Source organism: Sulfolobales archaeon (assembly GCA_038881635.1).
In the GTDB taxonomy this organism is placed as follows: Archaea; Thermoproteota; Thermoprotei_A; order Sulfolobales; family AG1; genus WYEN01.
The window spans coordinates 14603-29789 of sequence record JAVZPJ010000003.1 but is presented as its reverse complement, the minus strand read 5'-3'; the positions used below and the strand labels follow the sequence as shown (position 1 = coordinate 29789).

18 protein-coding genes are annotated in these 15187 nt (G+C 40.4%); 2 read left to right on the top strand and 16 right to left on the bottom strand.

The features are described 5' to 3' along the window. Positions 1 to 23: 23 nt before the first annotated feature. The gene (locus QXS89_02840) at positions 24 to 608 is read right to left on the bottom strand and encodes a 30S ribosomal protein S7 (GenBank protein MEM3831118.1); all 585 of its coding nucleotides are present in this window, start codon (positions 606 to 608) and stop codon (positions 24 to 26) included. A gap of 127 nt (positions 609 to 735) precedes the next feature. Here QXS89_02840 and QXS89_02835 point away from each other — a divergent pair, with 127 nt between their 5' ends. Then, on the top strand, positions 736 to 1203 hold the full coding sequence (locus QXS89_02835) for a bifunctional nuclease family protein (GenBank protein MEM3831117.1): 468 nt from the start codon (positions 736 to 738) through the stop codon (positions 1201 to 1203). Between the two features lie 33 nt (positions 1204 to 1236). Here the strand turns inward: QXS89_02835 and QXS89_02830 are convergent, their stop codons facing one another. From QXS89_02830 to QXS89_02760, 15 genes are all read right to left on the bottom strand, one after another. Next, positions 1237 to 1680, bottom strand: coding sequence for a 30S ribosomal protein S12 (locus tag QXS89_02830; GenBank protein ID MEM3831116.1), 444 nt, complete (start codon positions 1678 to 1680; stop codon positions 1237 to 1239). Between the two features lie 37 nt (positions 1681 to 1717). Beyond that, a complete protein-coding gene (locus QXS89_02825) occupies positions 1718 to 2149 on the bottom strand; it encodes a NusA-like transcription termination signal-binding factor (GenBank protein ID MEM3831115.1) in 432 nt (143 codons plus the stop codon). Between the two features lie 13 nt (positions 2150 to 2162). Continuing rightward, entirely contained in the window at positions 2163 to 2492 is a 330-nt protein-coding gene (locus QXS89_02820; protein MEM3831114.1) for a 50S ribosomal protein L30e, read from the bottom strand. Positions 2493 to 2497: 5 nt separating this feature from the next. After that, on the bottom strand, positions 2498 to 3703 hold the full coding sequence (rpoA2, locus tag QXS89_02815) for a DNA-directed RNA polymerase subunit A'' (GenBank protein MEM3831113.1): 1206 nt from the start codon (positions 3701 to 3703) through the stop codon (positions 2498 to 2500). After that, positions 3691 to 6369: a DNA-directed RNA polymerase subunit A' gene (gene rpoA1 / locus QXS89_02810; protein MEM3831112.1), complete on the bottom strand. Its 2679-nt coding sequence runs from the start codon at positions 6367 to 6369 to the stop codon at positions 3691 to 3693. The genes rpoA2 and rpoA1 overlap by 13 nt, the downstream gene beginning before the upstream one ends. Before the next feature lie 6 nt (positions 6370 to 6375). Next, positions 6376 to 9780, bottom strand: a complete 3405-nt coding sequence (locus QXS89_02805) for a DNA-directed RNA polymerase subunit B (protein ID MEM3831111.1) — start codon at positions 9778 to 9780, stop codon at positions 6376 to 6378. Positions 9781 to 9819: 39 nt separating this feature from the next. After that, entirely contained in the window at positions 9820 to 10092 is a 273-nt protein-coding gene (locus QXS89_02800) for a DNA-directed RNA polymerase subunit H (GenBank protein MEM3831110.1), read from the bottom strand. A gap of 453 nt (positions 10093 to 10545) precedes the next feature. Beyond that, entirely contained in the window at positions 10546 to 11001 is a 456-nt protein-coding gene (gene pfdA / locus QXS89_02795; GenBank protein MEM3831109.1) for a prefoldin subunit alpha, read from the bottom strand. Next, a complete protein-coding gene (gene rpl18a / locus QXS89_02790; protein MEM3831108.1) occupies positions 10991 to 11257 on the bottom strand; it encodes a 50S ribosomal protein L18Ae in 267 nt (88 codons plus the stop codon). The genes pfdA and rpl18a overlap by 11 nt, the downstream gene beginning before the upstream one ends. Before the next feature lie 5 nt (positions 11258 to 11262). Beyond that, on the bottom strand, positions 11263 to 11961 hold the full coding sequence (locus QXS89_02785; GenBank protein ID MEM3831107.1) for a translation initiation factor IF-6: 699 nt from the start codon (positions 11959 to 11961) through the stop codon (positions 11263 to 11265). 3 nt (positions 11962 to 11964) lie between these two features. Continuing rightward, positions 11965 to 12240: a 50S ribosomal protein L31e gene (locus tag QXS89_02780; GenBank protein MEM3831106.1), complete on the bottom strand. Its 276-nt coding sequence runs from the start codon at positions 12238 to 12240 to the stop codon at positions 11965 to 11967. Positions 12241 to 12253: 13 nt separating this feature from the next. Next, the gene (locus QXS89_02775) at positions 12254 to 12412 is read right to left on the bottom strand and encodes a 50S ribosomal protein L39e (GenBank protein ID MEM3831105.1); all 159 of its coding nucleotides are present in this window, start codon (positions 12410 to 12412) and stop codon (positions 12254 to 12256) included. A gap of 10 nt (positions 12413 to 12422) precedes the next feature. Continuing rightward, positions 12423 to 12782 (bottom strand): DNA-binding protein, encoded by a 360-nt coding sequence (locus QXS89_02770; protein MEM3831104.1) that lies wholly within the window; start codon positions 12780 to 12782, stop codon positions 12423 to 12425. Positions 12783 to 12809: 27 nt separating this feature from the next. Next, a complete protein-coding gene (locus QXS89_02765; protein MEM3831103.1) occupies positions 12810 to 13280 on the bottom strand; it encodes a 30S ribosomal protein S19e in 471 nt (156 codons plus the stop codon). A 94-nt stretch (positions 13281 to 13374) separates the two neighbouring features. Continuing rightward, positions 13375 to 14442: an NAD(P)-dependent glycerol-1-phosphate dehydrogenase gene (locus QXS89_02760; protein ID MEM3831102.1), complete on the bottom strand. Its 1068-nt coding sequence runs from the start codon at positions 14440 to 14442 to the stop codon at positions 13375 to 13377. Between the two features lie 90 nt (positions 14443 to 14532). Here QXS89_02760 and psmB point away from each other — a divergent pair, with 90 nt between their 5' ends. Then, positions 14533 to 15165, top strand: a complete 633-nt coding sequence (gene psmB, locus QXS89_02755) for an archaeal proteasome endopeptidase complex subunit beta (GenBank protein ID MEM3831101.1) — start codon at positions 14533 to 14535, stop codon at positions 15163 to 15165. Positions 15166 to 15187: the final 22 nt, after the last annotated feature.

The following is a 15187-nucleotide window of genomic DNA, read 5'->3' as shown; positions in this document are numbered from 1 at the left end:
TCTATGAGAATTCGCGATCTACTCTATCTCGAGCTTAGAGCTATCCTCTCAATTTCTTCTTTTCTTGATATGGCAAAGCTCTTGGGATCATTTGATGCTGCCGCAATAATTTCATCTGCGAGACACTCCTCAATGGTTTTAGGAGATCTAAATGCGCAAAGTCTAGATCCTTCTGCTATATGTCTTAAGGCTAGATCTATTCTTCTAAGCGGTGCCACATCCACTGCCACATGATATATTATGCCTCCATACATAATCCTTGTAGTCTCTTCTCTAGGAGCTGCATTCTCTATAGCTCTTATTAGAACTTGTATAGGATTTTCACCTGTCTTCAGATGTATCAGGTCGAATGCTTTCATAACTATATTATAGGTCATATTCTTCTTACCAGTATTCCTAGCCTTTCTCATTAGATTGTTCACCAACCTCTCAACTATGGGAACTTCAGCTTTTCCAAATCTCCTGTGCTCATGCCTTCCACCTGTATGAGGTACGTAAACAGGCTTGAGACATAAATACTTCTTAAGACTAGGGTCTCTCACATCTATGCCTACTACAGACCATTTGCCAAAGATCTTTATATCTTCTATGGAGGGCAGGCTTTCTATTAGGATCTCTTCCACGTTACTCAACGCAGACACTCAAATTTATTCCTCTACTGAAGCTAATAAGCTGTCTATCATGCTCTATTTTATATTTAGCTTAAATAAGGATATGTTATTATGGAGTCCGAGAGTGTCTGAAGAAGAAGTGGAAGAGAGGGATCTTATAAGGATCATTGATGTAGAAACTTTTATAACTCCACCACCATATCAGGTTCCCGTGCTCCAGTGCGAGCTTGAGGATGGACGGGTTTTTACCCTGTATCAGATCCCTGTAGAAGTTATGCTGGGTATTATGAGGTTAAAAGGCTTAGATGAGATATATAATGATCGAGAGACTCTATTTGAGATTATGAGCTTGTTTAAGGATGAGATGAAAGAAGTGCGTGAGAGGATAGACAAGGTCGTGATCGATCAATTAGATACAACTACTAACCTATACACAGCGAGAGTAGTTATAAAAGGTGATGGATATAAGATCGTTAAGAGAATGGTTCCAAGTCATGCAATATACATAGCATATCTGCTAGGAGTGCCTGCCTATGTTAAGGCAAGTCTTGTATCAGGTGAGGAAGAATCTGAAAAGAGTGAAGATGCGTAGGGAGTTGAAATATAAATCGAAATAAATCTGAATCTATCTTACAGGTTTTTGCTTCTTACCTTTAACAAGAGCATCAAGAGATACTCCATTGACCATTATAACCTTATACTTCACACCAGGAAGATCTCCCATAGACTTTCCTCTAGTTCCTCCAATGCCTGCTATTATAACTTCATCATGTTCTGAAATAAAGTTTATAGTACCATCTCCTGGTACGAATGCTGTAACAGTCTTACCATTTTTAACAAGCTGAACTCTCACACATTTCCTGAGAGCCGAGTTCGGCTGTCTAGATTCTATACCCACTTTCTCAAGCACGATCCCTCTAGCCATGGGAGCTCCTTCCAGAGGATCGTATCTTTCTTTGAGTTTAAGCATCCTAACTCTGAAATCTCTCTGCATCCATCTAAACTTAAGCCTCTTCTCTCTTAGTTTCCTTGCAGCGTACAAACCCTTAGGAGCTTTACTTCCCGGCATCTTCCTCATCCTCCTCATATTCTTTGAAAGCTTAAAACTATACTACTATAACATTGTCTATATCATAATATCTTTTAAGAATCAATCTCGCTCTATGTATATTCCTACCACCTCTGCCTATCGCAAGACCTTTATCCTCGGGGTGGACATTCACATATAATATGTTTCTACCACCTTGCTGAACCTTCCTTATAGAAGCTATCCTGGCTGGCATGAAGATGTTTTTCACAAACTGTTCGAAATCTTCAGAGTACTCTACAACTTCTACATTCTTTCCTAGAAGCTTTCTAGCCATTTTTATATTAGAACCCCCTTTTCCGACAGCTAGTCCTCCTTCTCCTTCTTTTACTATAAAAACAATGGTATTGTTATCATTATCAATGATGCAATCTCTCACCGTTGTACCGGTAAGATCCTGGAATAAGGACATATATCGCATTTCTTCTATTGTTAGCTTTATCTCAGGCAATGCATCACCTCGTTCATGCTCCGCTATTTGAAAGTTCTTTAACTCTATCTATAGGTACCACCCCTGTATCTACAACTCCTATAGTGCTTACTGGGAAAGGTTTTCCTATGAGAGATCCTAGTTCTACAGAACCTCCTTCGAACACTATCAGAGGGGTCTCGCTAAGTCTAGCTATGTAGGTTATCTCAGAGAACATATTCTCAGGAATGTGTCTTGCTATTATAACTGCTCTTAATTTTCCTAGTCTAAGCATCTTTAAAGTTCTTCTAAAGCCTATGACGATATTTCCAGTTCTCACTATCTCTTTAACAGTTTCTTCAACACCAGCCTGCCGCAATGACATTGTGGCTATCCTCTATCCTCACTAATTTTTCCTAGTCTCATAAAAAGCTTAACCCTCCCAGTTCCTAGGAGCATATGTTGTCCTACAATAACATTCTCAGCAACTCCTCTCAGCTTATCCTCCTCACCTCTCGCTGCAGCATCTAGAAGATGTCTTACAGTGATTTCAAATGATGCTCTAGCGAAGATACTTTCTTTCTCGCCAGTCACACCATGTCTTCCTATCTGTCTAACTGTTCCCGTGTACGTCATTATATCCGCGACCAGTATCAGATGTCTTATGTCAACATCTAGTCCTTGTTCTCTCAATACGTTGGCCATCTCGCGAATAAGAGCTGCTCTTGCTGCTTCGATTCCTAAGACCTCTTCTATTTCTTTAATGTTGTTGGTATAGGTTCTATAAGGATCTATTTCTTTTAACTTGAGAACTGCTGCTAGATTAGAGCCGTGTGTTATTATCATATATTCTTCTCCGACCTTTCTTACTATTGCTCTCTTGATATCTTTTATACCCTTAACCTTTGTCCTGAGAATCTTATTCTTAAGTTTCTCAAGTTTAAATAGATCGGCTTCTTCTACAGATATTTCTAGAGTATATGGATCTTCCTCTGAGGTACTTACGCTACCATATTTTCTCAACACCGAAGCCACCTGTTCTACTGTCACGCCTTTATCTTCTAAGAACTCAGGATCTAGTCTGAGAATTATAGATCCTCTGTAAGGATCTGTAGATATTTCCGCAGCAATGTTATCTATTGTAGTTAATTCTATCTTTCTAGCGATCTCGAGAGCCTTCTCTCTATCATAGCGATACTTTTCATTCAAGTATATATACATCATAGGAGTTGAAGGGGTTTTCTTAGCGTCAACAAGCTCTATAAACCTAGGAAGTCCTAAGGTTACGTTAAGCTCTCTAACACCAGCGTAATGGAATGTTCTAAGAGTCATCTGAGTGCCAGGTTCTCCAATGCTCTGAGCTGTGACAGTTCCAACAGGTTCTCCAGGTTCTATCAGACTTGTGGTATACTGTTCTAACGCTAGATCTATGATCTTCTGAATTTCTTCAGGTTTTATATCATCTACTAATGAGATCTTCTCTACAAGTTCTCTGACGATTTTTGGTGGTAGAAATGAGGCTTTCTTCTCTATGAGTTCTTCTACGAGTCTTCTGATCTCCTCTCTAGAGAGTTTTCTAGATGCTACCTCCTCCATCCTATCACCCTCTCTATAACTCTATCAACATCAACAGCTTTCTCATGTATCCCTTTCATAGGATCTATCCCATCCTCACCATATAATATCTGAACCAGGTTGCCTTCTACATTTCTCACCGTTCCGTCATATTCAACATATAAATCTTGTAGAGCGTTTATCAATCTTCTCTGCATATAACCACTCTGAGAAGTTCTCACAGCAGTATCTACAAGCCCTTCTCTACCTCCTGCGGCGTGGAAGAACATCTCAGTAGGTGTAAGCCCCTGTGCGAAGCTGTTCTTAACAAAGCCTCTGGGTAGAGCTCCAAGATCTCCCTGTTTGAAGTGTGAAGTATATCTCCCTCTATAGCCTCTGCTTATTCTAGCACCTCTTATAGATTGTTGCCCTAGTGTGGCAGCCATCTGAGTTATATTAAGTGTAGAACCTCTCGCACCTGTTCTAGCCATCGCGAATACGTTGTTGAAGAGGTTCATATGTCTCAGAGCTATTTCACCGCTATTCTCTCTAGCTAATCTTAGAATATCCTCCATGATCTTGATCTCAAGCGTCTCTTCAAGACTTCTTCCAGGTTCTGGTTCTAGCTTTCCTTCCTGATACTGTCTTATTAGATCATACACCTTATCAAATGCTTCATTAAGTGTTTTCTCGATTTCCTCTCTAGCCTCATGAGGTATATCTATGTCATCATAGGTCATTGTAAATCCTCTCATCTCTAGTACTCTAATAAAGATTCTGAAGACTTGATCTATGAATTTTCTCCCAGCTTCATTACCATATTCTCTAACAAGGAAATGAAATAGAGATTCAGGTTCTTGAGATCCTATAGCTTTCTTATCGAGAACACCGAATAAAAGTTTACCTTCTCTAACTAATATGTAAGAATCCCAGAAACACTCGTAATCATTGCAAGCTAGCTTGCCTCCAGAGATCTTTGCAGGAGCTCGGTAGTTGAAATCATTAGGCAGGAACATGCTTATGATCTGCTTTCCAGTCCATAGTTTTCTAGGAGACAGTATAGCAGGCTCTGGAAGAGGACCTATATAGCCTGATGCTGATAATAGTGCTATTACTTCTTCTCTCTCAAACACGCTGGCTTTACTAGATAGAATGTATGCTCCGCTAATATAATCTTGTATTCCTCCAATTATAGGACCTCCGTATCTTGGAGATAAGATGTTCTCCTGAACAAGCATTAAGATCCTGGCCTCAGCTCTGGCCTCCTCATTCTGAGGTACGTGAAGGTTCATTTCATCTCCATCGAAGTCAGCATTATATGGAGGACATACGGAGAGATGAAGTCTGAAAGTTCTTCCAGGAAGTATTCTAGCTATGTGACCCATTATACTCATTCTATGAAGACTGGGCTGTCTATTAAACAAAACTATGTCACCATTATCAAGATGTCTTTCGACGATCCATCCAGGTCCTAGATCCTGTGCAATAGAATTTCTATCTCTAACAAACCTCAGATCCAGTCTTCTTCCATCAGGTGTTATAACATAGTTTGCTCCAGGCCATACGTATGGTCCGTTTAGGACGTATTTTCTTAGCTTCTCAATATTCCATGGGGTGACTCTCTCGGGTACTGTAAGGATCTTAGCTACATCTATGGGCACTCCTACTTCATTTATACTTAGATAGGGGTCTGGACTGATCACAGTTCTAGATGAGAAGTCGACTCTCTTCCCAGAAAGATTGCCTCTAAACCTGCCCTCCTTACCCTTAAGTCTCTGTGCAATTCCTTTAAGAGGTCTTCCATATCTCTGCTTAGCTACAGGAACTCCTGGCGTCTCACTATCAAAGTACGTTGTAATATGATACTGTAGCAGCTCCCATGTATCTTCAACTATTATGTTCGGCGCTCCTGTCTCAAGAGCTTCTCTAAGCTTGTCATTAGCTCTTACTATGTCAGCGAGCTTATGAGTGAGATCATCTTCAGCTCTAGCACCTGTCTCGAGAATTATTGATGGTCTTACAACTAGAGGTGGTATTGGGAAGACTGTTATAACCATCCACTCAGGCCTAGCCTCCTTAGGATCGTATCCCATCACCTCGAGATCTCTATCCGGTATCCTTTCAAGTCTCTGCCTAACATCTATAGGAGTGAGTCTTATATTTCCTTCTTCGCTTTCTTCATAGAACGAGGTAGGTCTCTCAAGCCTGATTCTATACTGCTTGCTACCGCAGTACGGGCATTGTGAGACTTTAGCAGCCTCTCTTCTAAGAGTATTAGCAAGTCTCTTAGCTAGCAAGGGCCATCTGTTTTTCATCTTACTATAGATCCTATAGATCTCTTCTAGAGCCTTCTCAGGATCTCCTCCGAATCTCTCGACATATTCGGAAGGAATCTTAAATCTTCCACAATTTCTACATGTAGCTCTCAAGATCTCGTATATATGTCTTACAAAACCCACATGAATAACAGGTCTGGCTAGCTCTAATCTTCCAAAATGCCCGGGGCAGTCTCTCATTGTATTACCGCATATCTCGCATCTCTGTCCAGGCTCTATAACTCCAAGTCTTGGATCCATTATAGAGTTTCTTATAGGTACTCCGTCGTCGTCAAACAGATCTTTTGATATTATTTGAACAGTAGACATCTTCCTAATCTCTTCGGGAGATAGTATACCGAATTTTATTTTTTCGATCATATACTCGCTCAAAATTTATCACCTCTCTCTATACACTTCCGTCTTCTTTTTAACAATAATTCTAGGCATGATCATCATTGACATAAGTTCTTGCAGAAGAAGTTTGAAAGCGTATGAGACCTCTACAGGATAGACATTGGCTTGATCCTTGTGGATCGGACATATACCTCTCTTCTTATTCCTATCATACCAGCCTATATGTCCACACTGCTCGCAAACCCATATGGTAGTTCTGTCACTACTCTCCATAAGCCTTTCCCTAAGCAGTGACGAAGCCCCGTAAGCTATTAGAACATCTCTCTCCATCTCGCCAAATCTAAGACCTCCCTCTCTCGCTCTACCTTCTGTAGGCTGTCTGGTTAGTATCTGTACCTGACCTCTAGCTCTCGCATGAATCTTATCAGCAACCATGTGGTGCAGCCTCTGATAATATACAATACCTATGAAAATAGGATTTCCTATAAGCTCTCCGGTTCTCCCATCATACATAGGTTCCGTACCATCAGCAGGGTAGCCTAGTAGGAGTAATTGTTTCTTCAGATCATCGATCTTTTCTCCGAGGAATGGAGTTCCATCTACAAAACTACCTCTCAAAGCTGCAACCTTGCCTGCGATACTTTCTATCAGCTGGCCTACAGTCATTCTAGACGGCAGAGCATGTGGATTTATAATCAGATCAGGTACTATACCCTGATAGGTGTAAGGCATATCGAAATGAGGGAATAGCATGCCTATAACACCTTTCTGGCCATGTCTTGATGCGAATTTATCTCCTATCTCAGGCACTCTGTAATCTCTCACCCTCACCTTGATAAGTCTATGTCCTTCTAGACTTGTAGTGATCACCACATGATCAACAACACCTTTCTCGCCATAGCGCAGGCTTACGGAGGTATCCTTTCTCTTAGCGGAGATTGCTGTGAATTCCTTCATCTCCTCCATGAATCTAGAGGGAGAAGTTTTTCCTATCAGAACATCGCCTCCTCTCATAGGAGCTTCTACAGGTGCTATCGCATCTGCCTCAAGGAACCTGTAATACTGCTTACCTTTAAATCCGTGGGAGCTTGGATCGGGTATTTCAATTCTATCCTCCTCACCTCCTGGATATCTTCTCTCTTCGGTGACATAAGTTCTAAAGAAAGTCGATCTCGCCATACCTCTTTCAATACTCGACCTACTCATTATAACAGCATCTTCCATGTTGTATCCTGAGAAACTCATTACCGCGACAACCATGTTATGTCCTGCAGGTCTTTCATTATAACCTATAAGCTCTAGAGCTCTGGTCTGCACAAGAGGTTTTTCAGGATAGTGAAGAAGATGACCTCTTGAATCTGTTCTGAGAAGATAGTTAGCCATATATATGCCTACAGCCTGTTTAACCATAGCTGATTGATAGGTGTTTCTAGGACTCTGATTATGCTCTGCATAAGGTATTGTAGAGGCGGCCACACCTAGAATAGATGGAGGGAATATTTCGAGATGTGTGTGTTCTTTGGTCACATCCTCAGGATTTAAGGCTACATATGCGTTCTCCTCTTCTTCTGCATCAAGTAGCTCTATCACACCTAATCTGAGAAGATCTGTGAATCTAAGTTCTTTCCTAGCTAGCTTTTCTACATGCTCTTTGGTTAGAAGGATCCTGCCGTTTTCAACGACTATTAAAGGTCTCATAATTCTTCCACGATCTGTATTTATATAAACCTCATCTATGTAATCCGTCTTCAGATGAGATACGCCTACCTCGTAGTGTAGCTTTCCACTTCTTCTAAGAGATCTCATATATCTAACAAACTTCTCTCCATCTCTTACAAATCCTATAAGCCTTCCGTTGAGAAACACCTTCGAATACTTCAGAAGATCTTGAACATCCTCACCTCGTCTAGCCTTCAGATACACTTCTTGAAGCGGTACAAGCTTGAGGTCTTCATCTGAGATCCTATATATAAACTCTAGAACCTCGTTCTCGTCAACACCTACAGATATATAGCTTGTTAGAGCCAGGTTCTTAACCAGACCACAGTTAGGTCCCTCGGGTGTTTCGAATGGACAGAATCTACCCCATTGAGTTCCATGAAGATCTCTGGCTTCGAAGTGAGGCTGGCTTCTGCTTAGCGGAGATACAACTCTTCTCAAATGACTTAGCATGGAGATCCAATTCGTTCTATCTAGTATCTGACTTACTCCGGTTCTACCTCCAACCCAGTTTCCAGTGGCCATTGCATGTCTGATTCTCTCTGTTATTATATCGGATCTAACTAGTATTAATATGTTTCTATCTGAAACCTTTTTAGATCTCGTCTTAGCCTTGATAAGTTGCTCTCTGAAGTTCTTCAGAAAAGCTTTATAGGCAGCCCTAAACTGGACTGCGAGAAGATCTCCTGCAAGTCTAATTCTCTTATTAGCATAGTGATCCTTATCATCAAACCCTCTCCTACCTATGACAGCTTCTAAAAGCTTGCAAGCCATCTGTCCTAGGAATAGAGCTTTATCGATTCTCTTATCTCTACTTGTTCCTATATGTGGAAGCAGGTATTTATCTATGATTTCTTCGGCTCTCTGTATTCTCACATCTTTAGGCTGTCCAGTAGCGATTCTATTTCCTATAAATAGTAGTGCCTCCTCCGTGGTTCTAATCTCTGAAACCTGTATGAGTGAAGGTAGCAATTCCTTCTGTATCTCGGGGTCTAGCGATACTGCTAGAGTTATATCTCTATCGCTCTCAATACCTAAAGCTCTCATGAGAACTACAAGAGGTATCTTTCCAGGTATGGAGGGTGTTGATATGTGTAGAGATCCGTCTTTATGTCTGTCTAGTATTAGAGGAACTTTAATACTACTTGTCGCGGACACGATCTTAGCAGTATGGGTAGCACTGATACCCTCCTTGACTTTATCAATTATAACTCTATTTGGAGCCATATCCTCTTGAGCTACTATAACTCTATCACTACCATTTATAATGAAATAACCTCCTGGATCCTTAGGATCCTCCCCTAATTTTCTTAACTCGTTAGGATCTTGAATCTTTGATATAGGATCTAGAATACTCCTGATCATCACAGGGATCTCTCCGATCTCAACCGTGACAGGTTGACCTTTCATACCATCTTCAACTTGTACTAGAGTGACCCTTACAGGGGCTGCATAGGTTATATTCCTATACCTACAGAGCATTGGTGTGAAATCCTGATCCTTTAGAACAGCTCCGCTGATATCCTTAGCAGAAGGTGCTCCGATCTCTACATCTGTTATGACTACATAGTAGTTGGGTATTGGAGTGGTTATAACACCATCACTTAAAATAATCTCTCTAAGTCTATTAGAAACAAAATCATTATAGCTATCTAGATGCTGTCTGATCAAGCCCTTCTCTTCTATAAAAGATTTTATAATAATCCATCTATCATCAGGACTAGGTATGTAGATCTGGTATTTCCTCTGTCTAGGATTTATAGGGATTCACCCCGCTATAACGTATCTGTAAACAACTATTTCTCCTGCGGTAGGACTCTTCCTGATAATTCTTACGATATCACCAGGCTTACCTCCTATAGCTCTGACAGCAGGATCACTTGCCCTAATCCATGGAAGCTGCTCGGGTTTCACCCCAAGCTCTTTAAGTATTTTGACAGCCTCTTCCACGGGTACTAGCTCGTGGATAGGTACTAGCTCGTGTTTAAATAGATCAAACTCCAACTTCTTAGAAGATCTAGAAGATTGATGCTCAGACATATATGATCCTCCGTGACACTCAAAAATATATACTCATTCTAGAGCTTATAAAAACATGTTTAACCAGGAAGTCTTCTCACAACAGCTTGGATCTCACAGCAGAGCATATCATCCAGTATCATTATTCCGCGAAGGTTATTAAGTAGATCTCTGGCGTTTCACATCTATATTTTTTAATGCTGTATGTAGCCTGCAAATATGTTTGATATAAGGTTTGTAAACATATCTTTACTATCTAGTGAAACGGTTTCGAGTTTTATATAGGTTTATATTGTTTGATTTTTATTCTTCTCCCATGGTTAGTGTGTATACCTGTCTCCACTCAGCTTTTCTTTTTCTATACCTCTTCCTAGTAGGCGGAGAACTTAGTCTTTTCTCCTAATATTTTATAGCGAAAAGAGATCAACCGATATAAACCTATATCAGAGCTGAATCCCAGGCATCTTCTGTGTGCTATTTTTCTTTTCTCTCTCTTTCTCTCTCTGCAATTAAAGTGTTTAAGGCGTTGTAAAGCCTTTCATAAACCTGTCTAGCCTCATTAATCTCCTGGTTAAGAGAGTCTAGCGCTTTCTTTAGGTCGCTTTCTTTCTCTTCAAGTATCTTGAAAGCTCTTTCAAGAGGTAGCTCCGTTAAGTACTCGCCTCCTATATGTGTGAGCACTACATCTCTTGAAGAGACTAGGCCTTTAACATATACATGTCCTCTTCTATCTACGCTTATCAAGATCTCATTAGAGCTGTAGTTTTTAAGGCCTTCTAAAGCTTCTCTGGCTATTCTAATTTCCTCTAATTCTTGAAGTATTACACCAAGATTCTGTTGGAGAACTCTTAGATACTCTTCAACTCTTCCTAATTCAGCTACTAAAGCTTCAATTCTCTGATCTCTTGTAGAGTTTTTTTCATCTGACAATTTCAAATCCCTCTGCTTCTGAGAGTTCTCTTATGAACTTGTTTCTGACTTCATTCAATGAGATCTCTTTGATGTCAAGGATCTTTATGTTCTTTCTCTTGATCTTATGCCTGCTACCAAGCAGAGAATATGCTATCTCCTCAGCATGCTGTGGTTTTAAAGCTCTTACCTCTATCTCAAATTTCCTCCACTCAGGATACTTATCGTGTGCGAACAAAGCTAAACCTCTCACTCTATAGATCTTTACTTCACTCACTTCTTCTAACCCCTAATACCTAAAGCTTTCGAGATTCTTAAGATTTCCGGTCCGGTCGTATTAGATCCTACGAGGGCTCCTTTATCATTAGCTATAAGACCTGATCTTACAAATGGAATACCAAAGTTAATAGTTGCATTATAAAATGGCACTCTGAAGATCTCTTCTAAGATCTTCAACTCTTTTTCAGAGATATCAGGATGAGCTATGCCACCTCTGTTTGTGACCACGATTATAGAACCTACTGTAGGTATGCCTGCTAGAGCTCCTCTCTCTACTACTTCAACCTCTAGCACGTCTTTAACGATTTTAATAACCTCGCTATCAGCTTCTCTGTATACTAGTGCTCCGAAGGAGTTTGCTGCAATTAGATTCCCTATAGCGTTCGCATTGATTCTGAGAATCTCTATGTTTCCATCGAAATTCTCTTTTAAAATCCTTAACTCCTCTTCTTTAACCGTCTTAGGTAGGAGGAGGCCTTTCTCGTTCCCGCTAATCATAACACCTATCAGAGACAGATCTGATATCTTAGTCTCAACAATCTTCTCGACTTTGAGAACTTCTGCAATATACCTTTTAAGATCGGGATCCGGGTTCGGAGGTATTATGGCTAATCTGTTGTTTGCATACACATAAACTCCTATATTAGGATTCCTATAGTATGAAGCTCTCTCAATATGAAAAACCTCTGAAGATATACTCATCTTCTAACCCTTAACAACTTCAGAAGCTAGTGTAGCCTTATATACTCCCTCATCTATCTTGAAAACCTTGACAATAACCCTTCTAGGAGGTTTCTCGATTTTTCTAGAGTATATAAACTCGCTAATGCTTTCATCAAGCAGAACTTTTTTAGCATTAAAATGTCTCTCTATGAACTCTCTAATAAGTCTGACAGCTCTCTTACCTCTGTTTCTTCTACTTCCACCCCAGTAAACTCTTTTGAGAGGGATCACATATATAGCCTCGTTCTTCTCTTTCAACTTGATCTCTCACCTAGACATCATCTAATTTGCTTCTTCTCCAATTTCTCCTCCTAGGTCTATAAAGTATTTTTCTAAGAGTTCTGGCTACAACCCAAACAGGTATCGGAGAATTGCTCTTCTCTCTCTTAGCAAGTCTGAGCTTTCTAGCAAGAGCTTTCGCACGAGCCATCTAAAAACACCTACTTCTCTTTTATGGTAATCCTAATATCTCTTCTCGTCCTCTCAGATATCTGAGATAGGATCTCTTTCAAATCTTCATCTGATATAGGTACTTTAATTCTCCCACTCTGAGCAAGAGCTATAAGTTGATTCTCTAGGGCTGATACTAGCTCAGGCTTGACAAGCCTTATATTAGAAAGCCTTTCTCTAGCTTCTGGTGTAAGAATTCTTCTCAGAAGCTCCTGCTTTATAGCTTCTTCTCTAAGTCTTTTCTCTTTTTCAGCTCTTTCAAGTTCTCCTCTTCTATAGATCTCTTCGATCTTTCTTCTTTTCAACATTTCAAGCTCTTCATCATAAACCTCTGTATCTTCATAGCTCATGAGAGGTGACACCCCCTAAATATAATATTATCTCATGAGATACTTATTAAGCTCAGGCTTCTGGGAAGCTAGCTCGACGAAGATCTTGTATGCTATCTCATCAATATAAGATCTTCCTCTACTACTTAATACCCTACCCTTCCCAGGGATTTTCCTTACCAATCCTGCTTTCTCTAGCTGCCTTAGAATATGTCTTATAACAGAACCACTACCTCTCCTGAAGTGAGGCGGTGCACTACCTCTCCTCTTAAGACCTCCATAGATCACTCTAAAACCTTCTATTCCTATAGGTCTTCCGGATATGTATAGTTTTCTAAGGATTGATGCAGCCCTTATATACCACCAATCAGGTTCTTGAGGCGGTTTCTCTTTAAATACTCCGGTTTTCACGAAAATAGCCCAGTAAGGAGGTGTTATTATCTCTCCGAAATCTTTTTTCAGCTTCTCAGCTAGCGATCTTATGAGAATATCTGCAGGAACTTCTCTTGCAGTTACCATCTGAATACCTAAGGTAGATTTGAATATTCCATCTTATAAGCTTTGAGATATGCTCTGACGTCTCTCGAAATATCTCGGTATCTATCAGAGTATTTTAGGAGATCACACCAGTCACTCTTGCAAGATTCTCTGCAGCCTTCCAAGAGAGACCATCTCTACCTAGTATAGTATATCTATCAGGTCTTATCTTATGAGCTATAGTTAGAGCCTCGATAACTTTCTCATCGGAGACTCCTAGCTCTCTAGCTGTCGTAGGTGCACCTATTCTTTCTAAAAATCTTTTTATCTTACGCCAGTTCCTATTATGAAGATATGACATCATGATAGTACCCACGGCAACCTGCTCCCCGTGAAGAGCGGGATATCCTGCTATCTTATCCAGTGCGTGGCTGAATAAATGTTCTGAACCGCTTGCTGGTCTTGTCGAACCCGCTATACACATCGCAACACCACTACTGATAAGACCCTCCATAACCACTCTAAAACCCTCCTTACTACCATACACTATCTTCTCCCAAGATGATATGACATGTCTCGCACTATGAATCGCTAGTGAGGCAGCGTACTCTGCGTAATACTCTCCTAGAAGATTGTGAGCAAGTCTCCAATCTAGAACCGCTGTAAATTTTCCTATAAGATCTCCTACACCAGCTAGGAGGAATCTCCTAGGAGCTTTCGATATGAGCTCTATATCAGCTAGTATCATGAGAGGAGTGGTTGCTTTAATAGATACTACTACTTGAAGACCTCTTAAAGATGCGAAAGGAGATGTGATACCATCGTGAGAAGGGCTTGTTGGAATTGATATGAATGGTAGGCCGAGCTTCCAGGCTAGATATTTGGCTGTATCTATAGCCTTCCCTCCTCCAACTCCTAGGACTCCTTTTGCTTCTAATTTATCTCTCGAGATCTCCTCCATCAGGCTGTTCACAGAATCTATGCTAGCCTCTCGAGAAATATACTCGTAGGTCTCGTAGCCTGCTTCTTCAAGTATCTCAGATATTTCTCTACCCATAGAAACAGTTGAGCTAGATCCTGTGATTATGATGAGTTCTCCTGAAACTCCAAGCTCTATGAGGTGTTTAGGAAGATCTTTTCTTACACCATCACCTATAATAACTCTCTTAGGAAGATCTATCTGATGAAAAGAGGAGCTATTCAAATACAACACCTACGTATGTCATCAGTGTAATATAAGCTTAATTAAGGCTAAAAACTTAAAAATATATGAAGAGTGGATGAGATGAGTAGCATGTTCTCTAGTAGATATCCCGTAGATCAGGATTATATTGAGAAGGTATTGAAGGGGACTACAACAATAGGATTAGTAGGAAGAGATTATGTAGTGTTAGCAGCAGATAAAAGAGCCTCGGCAGGAACTTATGTAGCTCATAGAAATGTTAGAAAGATTGAGATCATCAATGAGAGAAGCGCTCTAACAATATCAGGATTAGTAGCAGATGCTCAGATACTAGCTCACTATCTTAGAACCGAGGATAATCTATATTACCTAAGAACGGGAAAGAGAATGAGTATTAAGGCTATGGCCAGCCTCCTCTCTCTACTCCTCAACGAGAGTAAGTACTTCCCCTACATAGTACAACTACTACTCGGAGGAATCGATGAAAGACCCAGACTTTTCCAGATAAACATATTCGGGGATCTCACGGAAGAGAAATATGTAGCAACAGGTAGTGGAAGTCCTATCGCGATCGGCGTTCTAGAAAACGGATACTCAGAAGACCTAGAATTAGACAAAGCTGTAGAACTAGCGAGAGAAGCTGTAACCTCAGCTATCAAAAGAGATGTATTCACAGGAGAAGGAGTTGATGTAGTAGCTATAACAAGATCTGGTGTTAAAGACTTTTATTTCCCCATAAGATAAATAATCTCCTGAAACAATATAC